Source organism: Syntrophotaleaceae bacterium, assembly GCA_041390365.1.
Lineage (GTDB): Bacteria > Desulfobacterota > Desulfuromonadia > Desulfuromonadales > Syntrophotaleaceae > JAWKQB01.
Window position 1 is genome coordinate 40,421 of the sequence record JAWKQB010000004.1, and the last position, 17,947, is coordinate 58,367.

Consider the following 17,947-nt stretch of genomic DNA (forward strand, 5'->3'; position numbering starts at 1 on the left):
GTTTATCCGCGTATGCGAGCATCAGATTTTATCCGCGTCCTAATTCTGGTTTAAAAGGTTTTCGGCCGTTATGAAAAAACTGCTGCCGATCATGCTTCTCCTGCTCCTGGCGGCCTGCGCTGCGCCTGCCCGGGTGCCGATCCCGGTCATTGAGCCAGCCCCTGCGGGACTTGCCACAGAGGATCTGGCTTCGGCGGTCTGGACAGAACGGCCCGCGGTCATGCGCCTGCGGCAGACGGCCCGGTTCAGCTTTCGAGGCCGGGAAGTGCCGATGATCGGCATGATGGAGCTCGATACCCGCTCTAAGAAAACGCGGCTGGTGGCGGTCAATCAGATGGGTGTCAAGCTGTTCGATCTGGAAGTGACCCAAAGCGGGGTCGTGGAACATTACCTGCTGCCCCAGCTGGCCCGCTATCCCCGTTTTGGTGAGGCGGTTGCGGTTTCACTTCGTCGAATCTTTCTGTCGCCCGTTCCAATCCAGGAAACCGACGTTCTGGAAACAAGGGAGGACGGCGGCTATCGTCTCAGCGGCGAGCGCAATGCCGACCAGGTTGCGTTTCTGTTCGGCAGCGACCCGGTGCGGTTGATTGAACAAACCCTGCGGGGCCCGAAGGACGACTGGAAGGTGGTCTATCTCGATTATTGCCTCCTTGCGGAACAGCCTTATCCCAGGGAAATCGTACTGGAGGACCGGCGAGCCGGCTACAGGCTCGATTTGCGGATCGACAGCATAGAACACGGGGGTAACCGTTTATGAGCAGGCTGAAAAGAGCAATCGGCCGGGCGGCAGTGACTGACGCCGAGATAGACCAGGAGGGCGGGATCAGCCGCACTTTCCGCTTCCCCTCCGATTTTCTCGGATTTGCAGGCCATTTCCCCGGGTTTTCAATCGTGCCCGCAATTGTTCAGGTGATGGCGGCACAGCACCTGCCAGAACATTTAATGGCAACCGGGATGCGCTTGCGTGAGGTGAAAAACGCCAAGTTTTTTCTGCAACTCCGCCCCGAACAGGACATCAAAGTGCAGTGCCGTTTTCAACCGGGGGAGGATGAATGCCGTGTGGAGGCCCGTTTGACCTGTGAGCAGGGTTTGGCGGCTACCTTTACCCTAAAATTTTCTTCCGAGAGGTCCCCGGCATGAACAAACCCTATTTTCCCATGCAACCCGGCCAGCCGGACCCCCTGCGCGTCAGCGTCGAACGGGTGGTGCGATTCGAGGAGGTCGACCCCCTCGGCATCGTCTGGCATGGGCGATACCCGAGTTTTTTCGAGGATGCCCGGGTCGCGCTTGGAGAGAAGTACGGCATCGGTTACCTCGATTTTTACCGGGAACAGGTGTTGGCCCCGATCCGGAAGATGCATGTGGACTATTTTCGACCCCTGATGTTCGGTCAGCGGTTTTATATAGAGGGAATTCTCCATTTCAGCGAGGCCGCCCGACTCAACTTCGAATTTATTTTGCGCAATGAGGCGGGGGAAATAACCTCCTCAGGATATACCGTGCAGATGATGATGGACAGCGAACACAACGTATTGCTGGCACAGCCCGAATTTTACTTCGATTTTCTTCGGCGCTGGCGGGAAGGGAGTCTGAGGTGAAGGACGTCGTCATCACGGCTGCCGCCGCCGTGACCGGTTTGGGCGATACACTGGACACGACATGGGAAAGACTGCTTCGCGGGGAGAGCGCTTTCGCTCCCGTGGAACGCTTCGACACCGGCGCGTATACCAGTTCGATGGCCGCCTGCGTACCGGGTCTGCCGCTTTCTCGCTGCGGTTCGCGGTTGCCCTCCCTGCTTGACCGGTTGCTTGCCCAAGTCGATTCCGTTCCCGCTGACAGCCGCCTGCTGTTGGCCACGACCAAGGGGGCCGTCGATCTTTTCGATCAGCAACGCAACGGCAGGCCGCTAGCGGTCGGGGAAGTCTTTCCGAAAACCCTGCTGGACGATCTCGGCGATCGTTTCGGCCTGGAGAAGCCCTTTTGCAACATCAACGCTGCCTGCGCCTCCTCCACCATCGCCGTAGGGAGGGGAGCTGCCGCCATCGCCCATGGCCGGGCGGAGGCGGTGCTGGTCGTCTGCTGCGATCTGGTCACCGAATTCGTATTGTCCGGGTTTTCCGCGCTCATGGCGCTCGATCCGGAGGGCAGCCGCCCCTTCGATCGGAACCGGGCGGGATTGACCCTGGGCGAGGGAGCGGCAGCGTTGCTGCTGATGAGCCGTGAACGGGCCGAAGAGGAAGAACGTCCCGTACTGGCCCGGATTCTCGGCTGGGGCGCCGCCAACGACGCCCATCACATTACGGCCCCGGCAAGAGACGGCAGCGGCCTGATTCTCGCCGTGCGCCAGGCTCTGCAAACCGCCGGCATATCTTGTGAAGCGGTGGACGGCATCAGCGCCCACGGCACCGGAACCGTCTATAACGACCTGATGGAACTGACCGCATTCCGTGCCCTGTTTGGCGAGGAGATTCCGCCGCTGCATTCGGTCAAAGGGGCGATCGGTCACACCCTCGGTGCCGCGGGCGGCATCGAAATCGCCCTCGGCATCCGTTCCCTGGACACCGGACTGTTACCACCTACCGTTGGCCTGAATGAACCGGAACCCGCCGCCCTTGGCCTCGTCGATACCAGGATCCGTCCTTTCAGGGGGCAGGTACTGCTCAGTACCAACTCGGGATTCGGCGGCATCAACAGCGCTGTGCTGCTTGGACGGGAGGTGGCAGGATGAGGGCTTCAGTCATCGGCATCGGATGGATTACCGCCGCCGGCATCGGCAGGGGAAGACGGAAGGATCCTTTCGCCATGCTTCCTGGCGATCTGCCGGTTTTCACCCGCAAGGATGTGTTCGCCGAGGCTTTTCCCCGGTTCGGGCGTCTGGATGGGTTTTCCCGTCTCGGTCTCGCCGGCATCGCTCTGGCTCTGGACGATGCCGGGCTGGATCAGTGGGAACAGAAAAGGAACATCGGGGTCATGGCTGGTACGACCTATGGATGTCTGGCAACCGACATCGCCTATTTCGACACGGTTCTTCCCGAGAAGGGGGCGATGGCCAGTCCCAACCTGTTTGCCTACACCCTGTCGAACACGTTCCTTGGCGAGGCGGCGATCCGATTCGGCCTGACCGGCAGCAGTCTGGTCGTCAACGATTCCGATCACGCCGGTTTTTCCCCGCTGCGGATGGCCCTGGAAAGCCTCGCCTGGGGCGAGTCTCCGACCATGCTCGCCGGCATCTGCGACCTGGCGCCGATGGCAGGGATGGCACCAACACAGGGGCCGCCACCGGGTACGGTGTTTTTGGTACTCACCGCAAGCAGACCCGATTCGACCCGGGTTTATGCCGAAATCACCATGGATAACTCCGGGGTTGTTTCGGTCAACGGGTTTGCTGTCAAGAGTTGGATAAGTCTGGTCGAGGGTTGTCTGGCAGGATGCTGAAAAGCAGGTGGGTCCCCTTTGGCTCATGCGTCCCATAGGTCCCATACCGTCAGGATTCAAAGACGATTAAGCAAACAACGGGAGTTTTTGCCCATGAAAATGAAATTGATCTACCCCCGCTGGCCCAAACTCGACCGGCAGACCGAGTTTCACCTGCCGCCGCACGGGCCTGCGGTCTTTGCCGCTACGGTGCCGTCCGAGGTCGAACTCGAATTCACCGACGAGAACCTCGAGACGGTCGATTTTGAAAAGCCGGTCGACCTTGTTGGGATCTCCACCATGCTGACCGCCCAGCTGCCGCGGGCCTTCGAGATCGCCGGAGAGTTTCGCCGGCGCGGCGTACCGGTTATTTTCGGCGGCATTTCCACCATGTTGCATGCCGAAGAAGTGGCAAACCATGCCGATTCCGTTTTCCTCGGCGAAACCGAAGGGCGTTTCGGACAGGTGGTCGACGATTTCAAAAAGGGCCGGCTGAAGAAAGTCTACGACTACATGCAGGATCCCCCCGATACGGCCCTGATCGGTACGGCCCGCCGGGAAATTCTCAATCGCGAACTGTACAACTATCGCGGGGTGCAGATGCTGGATCTGGTGCATGCCTCCCGCGGCTGCAAGTTCGACTGTTTCCCCTGCTGCACCGGATTTCTCGGCGGCAAAAAATTCCGTCCCCGCCCTATCGACAGGGTCATCGAGGAGATGGAGTCGATCCGCAACAATCGTCTGTTCATCGTCGACAATTCTTTGGCCCAGGACAAGCAGTGGCTCAAGGATCTCTTCACCGCCATGGCGCCTTTGAAGAAGAAATGGGTCAGTCATCCGATACTGGATGACGACGAGATTCTCAAACTGGCCGCCGACGCCGGTGCCTGGTATGTCTACCAGGCGGTGTTCGATACCTCGGACTTCATTCGCAACCGTATTCGCCGTCTCAAAGATCATGGCATCGGCGTGGAGGGAACCATTATCCTGGGGACCGACGAGCAGGACGAAGATTATATCAAGCGTCTGGTCGACTTTCTGCTGGAGGTTGAACTCGACGTGGCGGAGTTCACCATCCTCACCCCCTTCATGCATTCCCCGATCAGGCGCCAGATGGAGCTGGAGGGACGCATCCTAAGCAACGACTGGAGCCGCTACACGGCCGACAAGGTGGTTTTTCAGCCGAAGCAGATGACCCCGGAAAAGCTGCAGGAACTTTATTATTATGCCTGGGACACCTTCTACGCCGATTCAGGTCATCAGTTGAAGATGGGAGAGCTTTTCAAGCAGGTCATGCGCCGGGAGATGGACGACGGAACATACCGTCGCTACGATCCGAAAAAGCGGCGCAATTTCAAAAAACAACAGGAGTTTCTCAGCTCATGAGCCGGGTCTTCCTCTTCTCCGCCAACACCACCATAGAACCCTACCCGGTCTATCCCCTGGGCATGGCGCTCCTGGCCGGCGCCCTCGCCGAGCGGGGTCATGAGGTGCGGCAGTACGATTTTCTGGCGGCCGGCGAGAATGAAGAGGGACTCTGCCGGGAAATGGAGACATTCGCACCCGATCTGGTCGGCATGTCCCTGCGCAACATCGACAACGTCGACTCCTTCTGCGCGGAAAATGCCTGGTACCTGGCTCAGGCCCGGGAGCTGGTGCAGGGAATCCGGAAAACCACCACAGCACCTCTGGTTGTGGGTGGTCCGGCTTTTTCCATCATGCCTGAGGAGATTCTGGCTTATCTCGGCGCCGACTACGGCATCATCGGTGAGGGGGAGCAGGCCCTCTGCCGGTTGCTGGACGATCTGGCGGCGGGCAGGGAGCTTCCAGCCCTGATCCCGGCCGGAGAACCCTTGCAGGGATCGGAGATGGCGACCCCGCTGTTTCAGCCGGAACTCGTCGATTTTTACCTGGGGAAAAGCGGCATCATCAACCTGCAGACCAAGCGCGGCTGTCCCTACCGCTGCAGCTATTGCACCTATCCGCAACTGGAAGGCAGGAACTTTCGGCCGCGCCCGGTCAAGATGGTGGCGGATGACCTGGAACGGATTCGCCGGGAGAACCCGGAGGCCAGCGTCTTTTTCACCGACTCGGTGTTCAACGATCCCGGCGGGTATTACCTGGAGCTGGCCGAGGAGATTCTGCAGCGCGGAGTGATTATTCCCTGGAGCGCTTTTTTTCGCCCGCAGGATTTGGGACGCAAGGAACTGGAGGTGTTGAAGCGGGCCGGTCTCTATGCACTGGAACTGGGCACCGACGCGGCCAGCGATGCCACCCTGGCAGGCATGGACAAGGGATTCTCCTTTGCCGATGTTCTGAGGGTGAATGAGGCCTGCCTGGCCGAGGAGCTTCCCTGCGCCCACTTCATCATTTTTGGAGGGCCCGGGGAAACGCCCGAAACGGTGGAGGAGGGTCTCGGCAATATCGCTCGACTCGGACCGTCGGTTGTATTCGCCTTTTCCGGAATTCGCATCCTGCCGGGGGCGCCGCTGCAGCAACAGGCGGTGACAGAAGGGATTGTTACGGCTGATCAATCGTTGCTGATGCCCGCTTACTACTACTCCCCCCGGATCGATCCGGAGGCGATGAACGCCGCCATTGAAAAATCCTTCAAAGGTCGACGGAACAGGATATTCCCCCCGTCCGAAGGGCAGGCCCGGCTGGCGGTGATGCGCAAATTCGGGTTTAACGGCATTCTTTGGGACAAGTTGATTTCTTTCGGAAAAAAGCCGAGTTGAAAATCGTTTTTAAATAAGTCATATGGGACCCATAGGACCTATGGTCCCGTGAAACAAAAACAAGATGACCCATCTCAACCAAGACACCATCCTCCTGATCCATCCCCTCGGCTATCGGCCGGAGCGTGCCGGCCGCGATATTTCGCGGCTGGCCAATCTGATGCCGCCGTTGGGGCTGGCCGGCATCGCCGCCTATCTGGAACAGCGGGGGATTCGGTCCCATATCGTCGACTGCTTTGCCCATCCCGACGACGAGCGTGTCATTCGCGACACTCTGCGCGAAAAGCGTCCCGGCTTCATCGGTTTCAGCTGCACCACCTCCAGCTTTCTTGACGGGGTGAGACTGGCGGCCATGGCCCGCCGGGAGTTGCCGGGAGTTCGCACCGTGTTCGGCGGTCCTCATGTGTCGGCCCTGCGGGAGCGGCTGCTGCGCGACTATCCCGACGTCGACTACCTGGTGGTCGGAGAGGGCGAACAGACGCTGGCGGACCTGATTGAAGCCGAGGGCCAGGGTGCCGAGGCCATTCCCGGCGTTGTCTGCCGCCGGGGAGGGGAGGCGATATTCGGCGGCTTCCGCGGAAAGTGGATTGAGCTGGATGACCTGCCCTTTCCCGCCTATGAAAAACTGGCGGGCTATCCGGCCGCCTATCAGCTGCCGATTTTCAACTACCCGCGCACGCCGAACACCAGCTGCATCTCCAGTCGCGGTTGTCCCTATGCCTGCACCTATTGCGACCGTTCGGTGTTCCGCCGCTCTTTTCGCTTCAATTCGGCGGACTACCTCTACGCCCACCTCGCCTATCTGCGGGAGCGTTTCGGCATCCGTCACGTCAATTTCTACGACGATCAGTTCACCTTCAACCGCCGGCGAGTCGAGGACTTTTGCCGTATGATGATCGACCGCCCCCTCGGCATGACCTTCAACTGTGCGGTACGGGCCGAGCATGTCGATTTCGACCTGCTGCGGCAGATGAAGGCGGCCGGTTGCTGGATGGTGAGTCTCGGCATCGAAACCGGCGATCCCGAACTGCTCGCCCGGCATCGGCAGAATGCCGATCTGGAAATGCTGGCCGACACCATACGCCTGGTGAAGAAGGCCCGCATCCGGGTCAAGGGGCTGCTGATGATGGGCCTGCCCGGCGAATCGGAATCGAGCATCCGCCGCAGCATGGAGTACGTCTATTCCCTGCCCATCGACGATTTCAACCTGGCGAAATTCACGCCCTTTCCCGGTTCGCCCCTCTACGAACGGATACATGAGATGGGCTGTTTCGACGAGGACTGGGAGCAGATGGACTGCATGCATTTCAGGTTCATCCCGCACGGCATGAGCCGTGAACGGCTGGAAAAGCTGTTCATCGAATTTTACAAACGCCATTTCCAGCGCCCCCGGGTGCTGGCTGGTTATGTCGCCATGCTCTGGCGCTCGCCCGACAGCTGGAAGCGCTTCGCCCTCAACCTGGGGGATTTCCTGCGGTTTGCCCGCAGCAACCGGCGCATTGCCGGAAAGGGGGCGGCCGATGCCTGAAACGGTGCGCCTGCTGGTGGTGATCCCTCTCTACAACCACGGCGCCACGGTGCGCTCTGTGGTGGAAAAGACTCTGGCGATCCATGATCGGGTGGTGGTGGTCGACGACGGCAGCGTGGACGGCGGGGCAGATACCTTGGCCGGATTGCCGGTGGCAGTGCTGCGCCATGAGATCAATCGCGGCAAGGGCGCGGCGATCATGACCGCGGCCCGGGAGGCGCGGCGGCAGGGGATGACCCATATAGCCACCATCGATGCCGACGACCAGCACGATCCCGCCGATCTTCCCAAACTGCTGGCAGTTGCCCGGGAAAATTCCCTGGCGGTTGTGGTCGGCAAACGCGACTTCAATACCGAGAATGTTCCGGGAGGCAGCCGTTTCGGCCGCAAATTTTCCAATTTCTGGCTGCGACTGCAGACCGGAAGGTCACTGGGCGACACCCAGAGCGGCTTTCGCATCTATCCTCTGCGGGTGCTGGAGGGCCTCAAGCTCGGGGAGGTTCGTTACTCCTTCGAGATCGAGGTGCTGGTCAAGGCTGCCTGGGCCGGGGTGCCGCTGCTGGAGGCGCCGATTTCCGTGCATTATCCCCCCCGTGAAGAGCGGGTTTCCCATTTCCGCGGGTTCATGGACAACTTCCGCCTGACCCTGCTCAACACCCGTCTGACCCTGCGCTCGGTGGCTCCCTGGCCCCACCGCAAGATTGTCCCGGCCGGGGAGAGCGGTAACAAGCCCAGCGTGCTGCGGCCCATGCAGTCGCTGCGCACCTTGCTGACGGAGAATACCACCCCGGGCCAGCTGGCGGCTGCCGGGGCCCTGGGGGTGATGCTGGGCGCGGCCCCGCTGATCGCCTGTCATACCATCGCCATTCTGTTCGCCGCCGGTTTTCTGCGGCTCAACAAGGTGGCGGCGGTCAGCACCAGTCAGCTCTGCATGCCGCCCATCGTGCCGGCACTGTGCATCGAAGCTGGTTATTATATGCGCCACGGCAAGTTTCTCACCGAGGTGTCTCTGGAAACGCTCGGCTACCAGGGGGCGCAGCGTCTGTGGGAGTGGCTGCTGGGGTCGCTGGTCATCGGTCCGGTCCTGGCCCTGGCGGTGGCCGCCGTGATTTACGTCATGGCATGGATTGTAAAGAGTGAAGATGTCATCACCGAATAAAGAGAGATCGGTGGATAAGAAGAGCTGGACCAGCCGCAGCATCGGCGCCGCCTGGCAGCACCGTTTCTTCTATGGATTGATCCGTCTGTGCGGACGGCGGGCAGCTTACGCCATGCTCGCCGTGGTGATCTTTTACTACATGCTGTTCCGCCCCGACCAGCGCCGCAAAAGCGAATTCTATCTGCGTCGCCGTTTCCCTGGCGCGAGGGGCCTGCGGCTTTGGCTGCACAGCTACCGCATGAGCCTGGCTCTGGGAAAGTCCCTGATCGACCGGGCGGTGGTCGGCATCCTTGGTTCCTCCTCGACGCGCGTGGATCTGGAGGGGAAGGAGGAATTGCTGGCGTTGCTCGCTGAGGGCAAAGGGCTGATCCTGATCACTGCTCATGTCGGTTCCTGGCAGACGGCGATGGCCGCCCTCGATTTTCTCAACCAGCCGGTCAGTCTTCTCCTGCAGCGGGAAGCGGGCGACATCGACCGGCACTATTTCGAGCATGGCGGCCGGGATTGCCCGTTTCGCATCATCGACCCGAGCGGCTACCTGGGCGGGGCCCTGGAGATGATAGAGGTGCTCAAGAACGGAGAGATCCTCTCGGTCATGAGTGACCGGATGCTGGGTAGCGACAGAAACGCCGTGGCCGTCGATTTTCTTGGTGACCCGGTCCCGTTTCCATTCAGCGCCTACAAGCTGGCCTCTGCCACCGGCGCACCGGTCGGAGTGCTGCTTTCGGCCAAAACCGGTGTCGACAGCTACGAACTGCGCCTGGCGCGAGTGATTCGGGTGCCCTCCGGGCTGCGTCGCGGCAGCGAAGCCTTTGTTCCTTATGTCCGGCAGTTTGCCGAGACCTTGGAAGAATATACGCAGCGTTACCCCTATCAGTTTTTCAATTTCTACGACATGTGGGATTCGGAATTCGCGGAATCCGCGCCCGACCCCCAAGACCATAAGGAGTGATACGGAAATGTCGACCAAGGAAAAACTCAAGCAGATATTGGTGGAAGATCTCAATCTGGAAGACATGACTCCCGAGGAGATCGAAGACGACGCCCCTTTGTTCGGCGAAGGGCTGGGGCTCGATTCCCTCGATGCCGTCGAAATCGTGGTGCTGGTGCAGAAGCATTTCGGCGTGGAGATCAAGGATATGGAGGAGGGGCGTCCGGCCCTGCAGTCGATCAACAGCCTCGCGGCGTTCATCGAGGCGAAGCGGGCCGCATGAGTCCCCAGCGACCCATCGCCGTGACCGGCGCCGGATGCCTGTGTGCCGCCGGACCCGATCTCGACGCCTGCGTGGCCAGTCTGTTCGCCGGCAGACGGGCACCGCAGCCGCCGCGGCTGTTCAGCACCGGTCATCCGGTCCGTTACCCGGTGTTCGAGGTGCCGGAGGAATTTTTCCCCGTCGCTGTGCCTGCTGATCCGGAATTGCTGCGTACCGCCCGGCTCGCCATAGCGGTCTCGGCCGAGGCCCTGTCCGATGCCGGTTGGGAGGCTGCCGGGCTCAAGGATCTGCGGGTCGGCGTGATCATTGGCACCACGGTCGGCAGTGCCCTGAACAGCGAGGAGTTCTATCGCGACTTCCGCCAGGGCGGCCGTCCGCTGATGGCGCCTATCCGGCGTTTTCTGCGCAGCAATCCGGCTGCGGCCGTGGCCCGCCACTTCAATCTGAACGGCCCGGTCCAGACCGTGGTCAACGCCTGTTCTTCGGGCACCGACGCGATAGGCATTGCCGCCCAGTGGCTGCGGGACGATCTCTGCGATCTGGTGCTGGCCGGCGGTGCGGACGAGTTGTGCCGCACCACCTGCAACGGCTTCATCTCGCTGATGATCACCGACAGCGAACCGGTGCGACCCTTCGACCGCAACCGAAAGGGCCTCAATCTCGGCGAGGGAGCGGGTATGCTGGTGCTGGAAAAGGACGATCTGGCCCGCCGCAGGCCGGGACGGATTCGCGCCCGGATGGTCGGCTATGGCGGCGCCTGCGATGCCCATCACCTGACCGCCCCCCATCCCGGGGGGGACGGTCTGAAGCGGGCGCTGCGGGAGGTCCTGGAGGCCTGTGGGGCCGGGCCGGCAGATATTGCTTTCGTCAATGCCCACGGTACCGGAACCCCCGACAACGACAAGGTGGAAAGCCGCGTTTTGGCTGAAATTCTGCCCGAGGTGCCGTTTCTTTCCACTAAGGGTTTCACCGGACATACCCTGGGTGCCGCCGGCGGCATCGAGGCCTCACTGACCGTGGCCTGCCTCGAAAAGGGCCGCATCCCGGCCAGTATCGGTTTCAGCGAACCGGATCTCGAACTGCCTGTCGTGCCGGTCGGGGAAACGACGGAAATATCCGGCCGACTCGCCTTGTCCCAGTCCCTGGCCTTTGGTGGCAACAATGCGGTGATCGTGTTCGGGAAGGGGGAGCGTTCATGAACCGGATGGCCATTCAGGGGGTGGGAGTGGTTGGCGGGTTCGGTTGTGGAATTGCCGATCTGGAGGACCGACTGGAAAAAGGTGGTGCGGAACCGACCGAGTTGGCGGTAACCGCCGGGGGCGAAGAGGTGAGCTTTTTAGCCTTTCAGGCCGACCCATCGCCCCTCGAACGCTTTCTCAATAAGCGCCAGACCCGGCGCATCGACCACTTTTCCAAAATGGCGCTGCTCGGTGCCCATCTGGCCCTCGAGGACGCCGGGGCCCTTGACGCCCCTCGGGACCGCATGGGCGTGGTGATTGCCACCGGGTACGGACCCACCCGCACCACCTTTGCGTTTCTCGATTCGGTGTTGGAAGACGGCGACGCCTTCGCTTCGCCCACCCATTTTTCCAACTCGGTTCACAACGCCGCCGCAGCTCACGTCGCCATCCAGCTCAAGGCGACCGGTCCGAGCCTGACGGTAAGCCAGTTCGGGATGTCGGTGGCCTCGGCCCTGCTGACCGCCCGCCAATGGCTGGCCGAGGGCCGGGTGCACAGCGTGCTTTTCGGCGCCGTGGATGAGGTCTGCGCCGTGCTCGGCTACTGCTGGGACTCGTTTTTTCCAGGCTCAGGGGGGCCGATCGAACCCTTCGTTTTCGATCGCCAGACCGCCGTGCCCGGTGAAGGCGCGGCCTTCTTCCTGCTGACCCGGGATGAGCAGGCGCGCTACGGCCATGTTTCTCGATTGGATCAGGGGCGTATCCGCCCGCAGATGTTTTCCGGCGGCACCTGGCTGCTCAACGCCGACGGCCATCGGGCCTGCAGCGTTTCCTACCGGGACATTCTCACCGGAGCGGCCTGCGTGGCCGCCAGCACCCCCTGCTTCGGCAGCCTGCCGGTGGGACAGGGTTTCGATCTGGCGGTGGCGGCCCTCGCAGTACGGAACGGCCGGTTGCCCGCGACCAGCGGTGCCGGCCAACTGCCCGGCGATTGGCGGTCGGCTGGGGGAATGGTGCTGGAAGGGCTGAGCTGTTTGAAATGCGATGGTGACGGCAATTTCGGTTTGATCGAAGTGGAAAGAAACTTCAGGGCTTGAAAGGAGGTGCGTGTGAGGGAATGGCCATCGCTTTCAGGTTGTCTTGTCATGGTCGCCATCCTGTCCGCAATTCTGCTGCCGGCAGATAGCTGGGGAGCGGAGGAATACGTTTCCACCCGCTACGGGATGGGAGGAAACCTCGGTTTGGTCTACGATCCGGGCGGCGACTACGATTTTGTCCAGGTCAATGGGTTCGCCCTGTTCGACTACGATGCCATCTGGCCCCATCGGGCGCCGGAGGCTTTACGCTTCAAAGTCGAGGCCAATGCCGGAGCAACCCTCGAGCACCGCGTGCGAGCCATCGTTTCGGCCAATATGCTTGCCCTCTACTATTTCGATTTCTGGCGTACGGCGACTTTACGGCCGTACGGTGAGGCGGGAATCGGCCTGATCTACACCGATTTCCAGGTCAACGGGCAGGGGCTTCGCATCAATTTCAACCCTCAACTGGGCATCGGTGCCGAGTTCGACTGCGGCAGCGGCATGCCCTGGTTTGCCGCCCTGCGTCTGCACCATGTGTCCAACGCCGGTCTGCATAAGGATAACCGGGGGATCAATTCACTGGTTTTCCAGGTCGGCTTCTTTTTTCCCTAGAAGCTTTTCGGAAATCCTGAGAAGGGATTTTTTCTTACCGATGGACAGCGTTACAGAAGTTCTAACTGCGTTTTCACCCGAACAAAGGAGGAATTATGCTGAAGATGGTGTTTGCGGTAGGTATCTGTTTGGTTATGTCGATGACGGCACTCGCTCATGGCATGGACGACGGACCTGATGGCCAGGATCTTGTGGAAAAGTTGAATTCCGGCAGCAGTGCGCAGAGGATCCAGATCGCCAAAGTCATCACCCAATCCGGAATCGAGAACCAGGCCCTGTATGCAAAGATCGCGTCCCTGTTGCGGGAGGGTTATCCTTTGGCGACCGATTCGGATAAGGTGGACGAAATGTCCTGGCTTTGCAAGGCTCTGGCTGCTTCCGGAAATCAGGAATACAGACCCCTGCTGCAGGAAATAGCCGATCTCGCTCCCAGTGCAAAATTACAGCGCTATGCCGCACAAAGCAGCGATCTGATCGGGGAGTATGCGGAACGGATGCGGATTCTGAATGAGACGAAAAACTGGAGTGGGGATCTGACCGAGGAAGAAAATCGCCTGGTCGCCATGCTGAACTCGGACAAGATTCAATTGAAAAAAGACGCTGCCAAAACAGTCGCCCGAAAAATGAGTGCCCATGAAAAAGTCTACGAGGTCGTTGCGGCCGAGTTGCAGAAGATGGTGGCCGAGGGGCGCTCCAGTTCCGATGATATCGATACCATGGCCTGGATGTGCAAGGCTTTGGCTGCCTCCGGAAACAGGAAACATGCGGCGACCTTGACTCAGGTTCATGATAAGACAGCCAACATGAAACTGAAAACCCACGCATCCAAGGCATTGAAACAGATCGATTAGCGGATTTGGAATGACAAGAAAGGGATTGCATTGAAACAGGAAGAGGTTCCCCAGGACGAGGCCATTCTCGGCCGGTGGCACGGGATCTGCTATGCGCTCGACGAGGCCGGGCGTTACGTTCTCGCCCCCAGTGCAGGTTGGGACCCGGCCAACGTGGCCAACCTGCAGGCCTGGGAGGTCATTGCCGAACAGGTCGAACAGGCCATCGCGGCGGTGCGCGGCGGCGAGGCCAGTCCCCTCGCTTTTCACATGGCCCGCCTGCAGATGGATATCGGTCTGCTGGCCCATTATGCGCGCTTGACGCGGTGGCGGGTGAAGCGCCACCTGCGCCCCGAAGTCTTTGTCCGGCTCAACCCGAAATTGCGCGAACGCTATGCACGGATCTTCGGGGTTGCCCTGCAAGAACTCGATCGTATTCCTGAAAAACCGGAACTTCCCGTGGTTCCGGTTGAGATTATTGAAGAGGACCGGAACCAGTGAACATCGATTTCAACCACCGCCAATCGGCCCACTGCGAGAGCGGTGTCACCGCCAACCTGTTTTTTCATCACGGTATACCCCTGTCGGAAGCGATGGCCTTCGGCATCGGATCGGGCCTTTTTTTCGGTTATCTTCCCTTCGTGAGGGTCAACGGAATGCCCCTGGTGACGTTTCGGTCGGCGCCGGGGTCTATTTTCAGGCGGGTGGCCGAACGTCTCAAGGTCAAGGTTGTCCGGCAGAGATTTCGTGATCCCGGCAAGTCGATGCAGGCTCTCGACAGGGCTCTTGAACAGCAGATACCGGTAGGTCTTCAGACCGGCGTTTTCTGGCTGCCCTATTTTCCGCCGGCTTTGCGCTTTCATTTCAATGCCCATAATCTCGTAGTCTGCGGCCGCGAGGGGAACGATTACCGCATCAGCGATCCGGTCATCGACGAACCTGTTCTCTGCCCCCGCGAGGATCTGATGCAGGCCCGTTTCGCCCAGGGCGCACTGGCGCCGAAGGGGGCCATGTTTTATCTCAAATCTGTACCGTCAGAGATCGATCTGCGGCCAGCGGTCAGAGCCGGCATACGGGAGGTTGGTCGCCGCATGATCAAGACGCCGGTGCCGATCATCGGGGTTCGCGGTATCCGCTTCCTCGCAGGACAGCTCGAAAAGTGGCCGCAGAAGCTCGGCCCTAAAAGGGCCGGACACTATCTCGGCCATCTCATCCGCATGCAGGAGGAGATTGGCACCGGGGGCGGCGGTTTTCGCTTCATCTATGCTGCCTTTCTGCAGGAGGCGGCCGAACTGCTGGACCAGCCGGGATTGGGCGAACTTTCCCGGGAACTGACCGGTATCGGGGACCGCTGGCGGGAGTTTGCCCTGTTCGCCGCCCGTCGCTGCAAGGGGCGCGGCGAGGAGGAAACCTCCTATCCCCGTCTCGCAAAAATTCTGCGGGACTGCGCCGATCGGGAGGAAAAGCTGTTTCGGGCGCTGTTGGCCGAGGTTTGATCGCCAATCGAAATCTAAATCGCTATCGAAATCGGGTTTCAGTTTTCTTTTGGTTTCCGAAATAAATAAATCAAGGTCAAAGGCCGATTTCGATTTCGATCCCGATTTCGATTTGGGCTTGTGAAACGTCCCTCTGTGCTTTGTGGTGAAACCTTTTGTTCTCGTCTGTTTTTCAGGTGATTCAAGATGAATCTAGCCCCCATTCAGAGTGAGCCGGCCTCGGGGCCGGAAGTCGTTTCGGCGGCTGACCTGTTTTTTCGCTATCCGGGAGGCGCCCAGGCGGCGGTGGCCGGCTTGTCCCTCTCCGTTCCCGAGGGAGCAGTTTTCGGGCTGCTGGGGCCCAATGGAGCGGGGAAAACCACCACTATCGCAATGCTGAGCAACCTGCTGCGGCCCGCCGCCGGCAGTCTCAGGGTGTGCGGCGTCGACCTGATGCGCGAACCCCATAAGGTGCGGCGGCAGATCGGCCTGGTCCCTCAGGAGGTGGCCCTCTATCCGACGTTGACCGTCAAGGAAAACCTGCGCTATTTCGGACGCCTGTTCGGCATGGGGGGCAGGGATCTGAACCGGCGCATGGATGAGTGCCTGGACATGGTCGGCTTGCGTGACCATGGGGACAGTCGCATCGAAACCTTTTCGGGAGGTATGAAGCGTCGAGCCAATCTGGCGGCGGGCATCGTCCATCGGCCAAGGCTGCTGTTTCTCGACGAGCCGACGGTTGGCATCGACCCCCAGTCCCGCAGCACGATCCTGGAAAATCTCTTCCTGCTGCAAAAGGAGGGGATGACCCTAATCTACACCACGCATTACATGGAAGAGGCGCAGCGACTCTGTTCCCGGCTGGCCATCATCGACGGAGGGAGGGTGATCGCCGAGGGGCTGCCGGAAGAACTGATCGCCGCCGGCGACGGCTGCCGGAACCTCGAGGATCTTTTTCTGCAGCTGACCGGCAGGCAGCTCCGGGACTGATTTACCGATGAACCAATTCTGGGCGACATTCTGCAAGGATCTTCTGGTGCTGAGCCGCGATCGCGCCGGGCTGCTGGTGCTTTTTTTCATGCCGGCGGTGCTGGTTCTGGTGGTCTCTCTGGTGCAGAACAACATTCTCGAAACCACCGGAAAGGGCGGTCTTCGCGTGCTTTTCGTTGACGCAGACGGCGGTGTTCTGGCCGAAAAGGTGCGCAAGCGCCTTGGGGCGGTGGAGTCACTGAAGCTGGTGGAAAGCGTGGAGGGTCCCTCCTTGAGCGAAGCCACGGCCCGCAGGATGGTGGCCGACGGAGACTATCAATTCGGCATTGTGGTTCCTGCCGGGTCCAGCCGGGTTTTTCAACATCGGGCTCGGGAACAGGCACGGGATGCTTTCCGCAAAAGGAGGCAGGGCGGTTCCCAGGTCGCAATGGAGCCCATGCCCCGGTTGACGGTTTTTTTCGATCCCACGGTGCAGGGTATTTTCCGCACCGCGGTCACCAGTTCCCTCAACCAGGTGCTGCTGGGGATCGAAACGGAGGAAAAAGGGCAGGAACTGAGCCGGGCCCTCAATACCGCTCTGGCCGCCCGCAGCGGCGGGTTCCTGGTGGGAGGGACCATCCTCGGCGAACGGGATCTGCATCGCCTGCTGGTCGAAGAGAGCCTGCTTTCGGTGATCGAGCAGCCTGCCTCTGCCAAAGCCGACCTGCCGATGCCCAACGCGGTGCAGCAGAACGTGCCGGCCTGGGCCCTGTTCGGCATGTTCTTCATCGTCGTTCCCCTTTCGGGCGCCCTGCTGCGCGAACGCCGCGAAGGAACCCTGCTGCGTCTGACGACCCTGCCGGTTTCCTACGGCGTGATCCTGCTGGGAAAGATCGCCGCTTATGCCCTGGTGTGCATGGTACAGTTCGGTTTCATGCTTGCGGCCGGCCGGTTTTTGCTGCCCTTGTTGGGCACACCGGTGCTCGATCTTCAGGGCCGTCTGCCTGCGGCTTTTTTTCTCGCCCTTTGCGCCGCATTGGCCGCCACCGGGTTCGGCCTGCTGATCGGCACCGCCGCCCGCAGCTATGAGCAGGCGTCCATGTCCGGCGCGGTTTCGGTGGTGGTGGCCGCGGCTTTGGGGGGGGTCATGGTGCCCGTTTACGTGATGCCCCGGGAGATTCAGTCGCTCAGCGCTTTTTCCCCCTTGTCATGGGGACTCGGCGGGTTCCTGGAAATCTTCGTACGCGGTGGAGGGGTGGCGGAGGTGACCGATAATGCGCTTTATCTGCTGGCTTTTTTTGCCGCGAACCTGGTCGTCGCCTGGGGGATTTTTCATCGACAGGGACGCCTCGGCGGTTAGCTCTCGAGCGGTCTCTATCGGCCTTTTATTTCAATTCAATTTCAGGAGTGGATCAGTCATGTCTTACACGTTGACTTTAACACTGGAGCAGGAACTTAAGGATTTGATCATCGAAGCTTGCAACGTGCCTGATCCGCCCAGGGATTTCCGGGACGATGCGCCGCTGATCGGGCCGGATTCGCCTTTGGGGCTCGATTCGCTCGATGCGGTGGAAGTGGTCGTCGAGGTGCAGAAAAAATATGGCGTGCGCATCGGCGGAGAGGATGCCAGCCGGGCCATACTGCAATCGATCGAAACCCTGGCAGGGTTTATCCGCAAGGAAAAGGGGGCGTAGAGTATTTACTGTGGAATAGATGGGTAGGCTATCTGTTCCTAATTTTGTCAGCAAAAA

General features: G+C 60.4%; 20 protein-coding genes. All 20 read left to right on the forward strand.

Annotated features, from left to right (window positions below; genetic code table 11):
* Positions 1-70: 70 nt before the first annotated feature.
* Positions 71-757: a DUF3261 domain-containing protein gene (locus tag R2940_17730; protein ID MEZ4601633.1), complete on the forward strand. Its 687-nt coding sequence runs from the start codon at positions 71-73 to the stop codon at positions 755-757.
* On the forward strand, positions 754-1,140 hold the full coding sequence (locus tag R2940_17735) for a hypothetical protein (GenBank protein MEZ4601634.1): 387 nt from the start codon (positions 754-756) through the stop codon (positions 1,138-1,140). Before R2940_17730 ends, R2940_17735 begins: the two co-directional genes overlap by 4 nt.
* Entirely contained in the window at positions 1,137-1,598 is a 462-nt protein-coding gene (locus R2940_17740) for an acyl-CoA thioesterase (GenBank protein MEZ4601635.1), read from the forward strand. The genes R2940_17735 and R2940_17740 overlap by 4 nt, the downstream gene beginning before the upstream one ends.
* Positions 1,595-2,728: a beta-ketoacyl-[acyl-carrier-protein] synthase family protein gene (locus R2940_17745; protein MEZ4601636.1), complete on the forward strand. Its 1,134-nt coding sequence runs from the start codon at positions 1,595-1,597 to the stop codon at positions 2,726-2,728. Before R2940_17740 ends, R2940_17745 begins: the two co-directional genes overlap by 4 nt.
* Positions 2,725-3,435 (forward strand): beta-ketoacyl synthase N-terminal-like domain-containing protein, encoded by a 711-nt coding sequence (locus R2940_17750; protein ID MEZ4601637.1) that lies wholly within the window; start codon positions 2,725-2,727, stop codon positions 3,433-3,435. The genes R2940_17745 and R2940_17750 overlap by 4 nt, the downstream gene beginning before the upstream one ends.
* 93 nt (positions 3,436-3,528) lie before the next feature.
* Positions 3,529-4,800, forward strand: coding sequence for a radical SAM protein (locus R2940_17755; protein MEZ4601638.1), 1,272 nt, complete (start codon positions 3,529-3,531; stop codon positions 4,798-4,800).
* On the forward strand, positions 4,797-6,152 hold the full coding sequence (locus R2940_17760; GenBank protein ID MEZ4601639.1) for a lipid biosynthesis B12-binding/radical SAM protein: 1,356 nt from the start codon (positions 4,797-4,799) through the stop codon (positions 6,150-6,152). The genes R2940_17755 and R2940_17760 overlap by 4 nt, the downstream gene beginning before the upstream one ends.
* Before the next feature lie 64 nt (positions 6,153-6,216).
* The gene (locus R2940_17765; protein ID MEZ4601640.1) at positions 6,217-7,680 is read left to right on the forward strand and encodes a radical SAM protein; all 1,464 of its coding nucleotides are present in this window, start codon (positions 6,217-6,219) and stop codon (positions 7,678-7,680) included.
* Positions 7,673-8,839 (forward strand): DUF2062 domain-containing protein, encoded by a 1,167-nt coding sequence (locus tag R2940_17770; GenBank protein MEZ4601641.1) that lies wholly within the window; start codon positions 7,673-7,675, stop codon positions 8,837-8,839. The genes R2940_17765 and R2940_17770 overlap by 8 nt, the downstream gene beginning before the upstream one ends.
* A 10-nt stretch (positions 8,840-8,849) precedes the next feature.
* A complete protein-coding gene (locus tag R2940_17775; protein ID MEZ4601642.1) occupies positions 8,850-9,791 on the forward strand; it encodes a lysophospholipid acyltransferase family protein in 942 nt (313 codons plus the stop codon).
* Positions 9,792-9,798: 7 nt separating this feature from the next.
* Positions 9,799-10,053 carry a phosphopantetheine-binding protein gene (locus R2940_17780; protein ID MEZ4601643.1) on the forward strand — a complete coding sequence of 85 codons (255 nt, stop codon included), beginning with the start codon at positions 9,799-9,801 and terminating at the stop codon, positions 10,051-10,053.
* Positions 10,050-11,252, forward strand: a complete 1,203-nt coding sequence (locus tag R2940_17785; protein ID MEZ4601644.1) for a beta-ketoacyl-[acyl-carrier-protein] synthase family protein — start codon at positions 10,050-10,052, stop codon at positions 11,250-11,252. Before R2940_17780 ends, R2940_17785 begins: the two co-directional genes overlap by 4 nt.
* Positions 11,249-12,328 carry a beta-ketoacyl synthase N-terminal-like domain-containing protein gene (locus R2940_17790; protein ID MEZ4601645.1) on the forward strand — a complete coding sequence of 360 codons (1,080 nt, stop codon included), beginning with the start codon at positions 11,249-11,251 and terminating at the stop codon, positions 12,326-12,328. Before R2940_17785 ends, R2940_17790 begins: the two co-directional genes overlap by 4 nt.
* A 12-nt stretch (positions 12,329-12,340) precedes the next feature.
* Positions 12,341-12,922 carry an acyloxyacyl hydrolase gene (locus R2940_17795; protein ID MEZ4601646.1) on the forward strand — a complete coding sequence of 194 codons (582 nt, stop codon included), beginning with the start codon at positions 12,341-12,343 and terminating at the stop codon, positions 12,920-12,922.
* Between the two features lie 95 nt (positions 12,923-13,017).
* Entirely contained in the window at positions 13,018-13,773 is a 756-nt protein-coding gene (locus tag R2940_17800) for a hypothetical protein (protein MEZ4601647.1), read from the forward strand.
* Between the two features lie 30 nt (positions 13,774-13,803).
* Positions 13,804-14,253, forward strand: a complete 450-nt coding sequence (locus R2940_17805) for a hypothetical protein (protein MEZ4601648.1) — start codon at positions 13,804-13,806, stop codon at positions 14,251-14,253.
* A complete protein-coding gene (locus tag R2940_17810; protein MEZ4601649.1) occupies positions 14,250-15,248 on the forward strand; it encodes a BtrH N-terminal domain-containing protein in 999 nt (332 codons plus the stop codon). The genes R2940_17805 and R2940_17810 overlap by 4 nt, the downstream gene beginning before the upstream one ends.
* A gap of 186 nt (positions 15,249-15,434) precedes the next feature.
* The gene (locus tag R2940_17815; GenBank protein MEZ4601650.1) at positions 15,435-16,217 is read left to right on the forward strand and encodes an ABC transporter ATP-binding protein; all 783 of its coding nucleotides are present in this window, start codon (positions 15,435-15,437) and stop codon (positions 16,215-16,217) included.
* A gap of 7 nt (positions 16,218-16,224) precedes the next feature.
* The gene (locus R2940_17820; GenBank protein ID MEZ4601651.1) at positions 16,225-17,556 is read left to right on the forward strand and encodes an ABC transporter permease; all 1,332 of its coding nucleotides are present in this window, start codon (positions 16,225-16,227) and stop codon (positions 17,554-17,556) included.
* A gap of 58 nt (positions 17,557-17,614) precedes the next feature.
* Complete coding sequence (locus tag R2940_17825; protein MEZ4601652.1) at positions 17,615-17,890, forward strand: phosphopantetheine-binding protein; 276 nt, start codon at positions 17,615-17,617, stop codon at positions 17,888-17,890.
* Positions 17,891-17,947: the final 57 nt, after the last annotated feature.

What these genes read in the sequence shown, in the direction of transcription:
- R2940_17730 (MEZ4601633.1), top strand. Translation starts at nt 71, where the DNA reads ATGAAAAAACTGCTGCCGATCATGCTTCTCCTGCTCCTGGCGGCCTGC.
- R2940_17735 (MEZ4601634.1), top strand. Translation starts at nt 754, where the DNA reads ATGAGCAGGCTGAAAAGAGCAATCGGCCGGGCGGCAGTGACTGACGCC.
- R2940_17740 (MEZ4601635.1), top strand. Translation starts at nt 1,137, where the DNA reads ATGAACAAACCCTATTTTCCCATGCAACCCGGCCAGCCGGACCCCCTG.
- R2940_17750 (MEZ4601637.1), top strand. Translation starts at nt 2,725, where the DNA reads ATGAGGGCTTCAGTCATCGGCATCGGATGGATTACCGCCGCCGGCATC.
- R2940_17755 (MEZ4601638.1), top strand. Translation starts at nt 3,529, where the DNA reads ATGAAAATGAAATTGATCTACCCCCGCTGGCCCAAACTCGACCGGCAG.
- R2940_17760 (MEZ4601639.1), top strand. Translation starts at nt 4,797, where the DNA reads ATGAGCCGGGTCTTCCTCTTCTCCGCCAACACCACCATAGAACCCTAC.
- R2940_17765 (MEZ4601640.1), top strand. Translation starts at nt 6,217, where the DNA reads ATGACCCATCTCAACCAAGACACCATCCTCCTGATCCATCCCCTCGGC.
- R2940_17770 (MEZ4601641.1), top strand. Translation starts at nt 7,673, where the DNA reads ATGCCTGAAACGGTGCGCCTGCTGGTGGTGATCCCTCTCTACAACCAC.
- R2940_17780 (MEZ4601643.1), top strand. Translation starts at nt 9,799, where the DNA reads ATGTCGACCAAGGAAAAACTCAAGCAGATATTGGTGGAAGATCTCAAT.
- R2940_17785 (MEZ4601644.1), top strand. Translation starts at nt 10,050, where the DNA reads ATGAGTCCCCAGCGACCCATCGCCGTGACCGGCGCCGGATGCCTGTGT.
- R2940_17790 (MEZ4601645.1), top strand. Translation starts at nt 11,249, where the DNA reads ATGAACCGGATGGCCATTCAGGGGGTGGGAGTGGTTGGCGGGTTCGGT.
- R2940_17800 (MEZ4601647.1), top strand. Translation starts at nt 13,018, where the DNA reads ATGCTGAAGATGGTGTTTGCGGTAGGTATCTGTTTGGTTATGTCGATG.
- R2940_17815 (MEZ4601650.1), top strand. Translation starts at nt 15,435, where the DNA reads ATGAATCTAGCCCCCATTCAGAGTGAGCCGGCCTCGGGGCCGGAAGTC.
- R2940_17820 (MEZ4601651.1), top strand. Translation starts at nt 16,225, where the DNA reads ATGAACCAATTCTGGGCGACATTCTGCAAGGATCTTCTGGTGCTGAGC.
- R2940_17825 (MEZ4601652.1), top strand. Translation starts at nt 17,615, where the DNA reads ATGTCTTACACGTTGACTTTAACACTGGAGCAGGAACTTAAGGATTTG.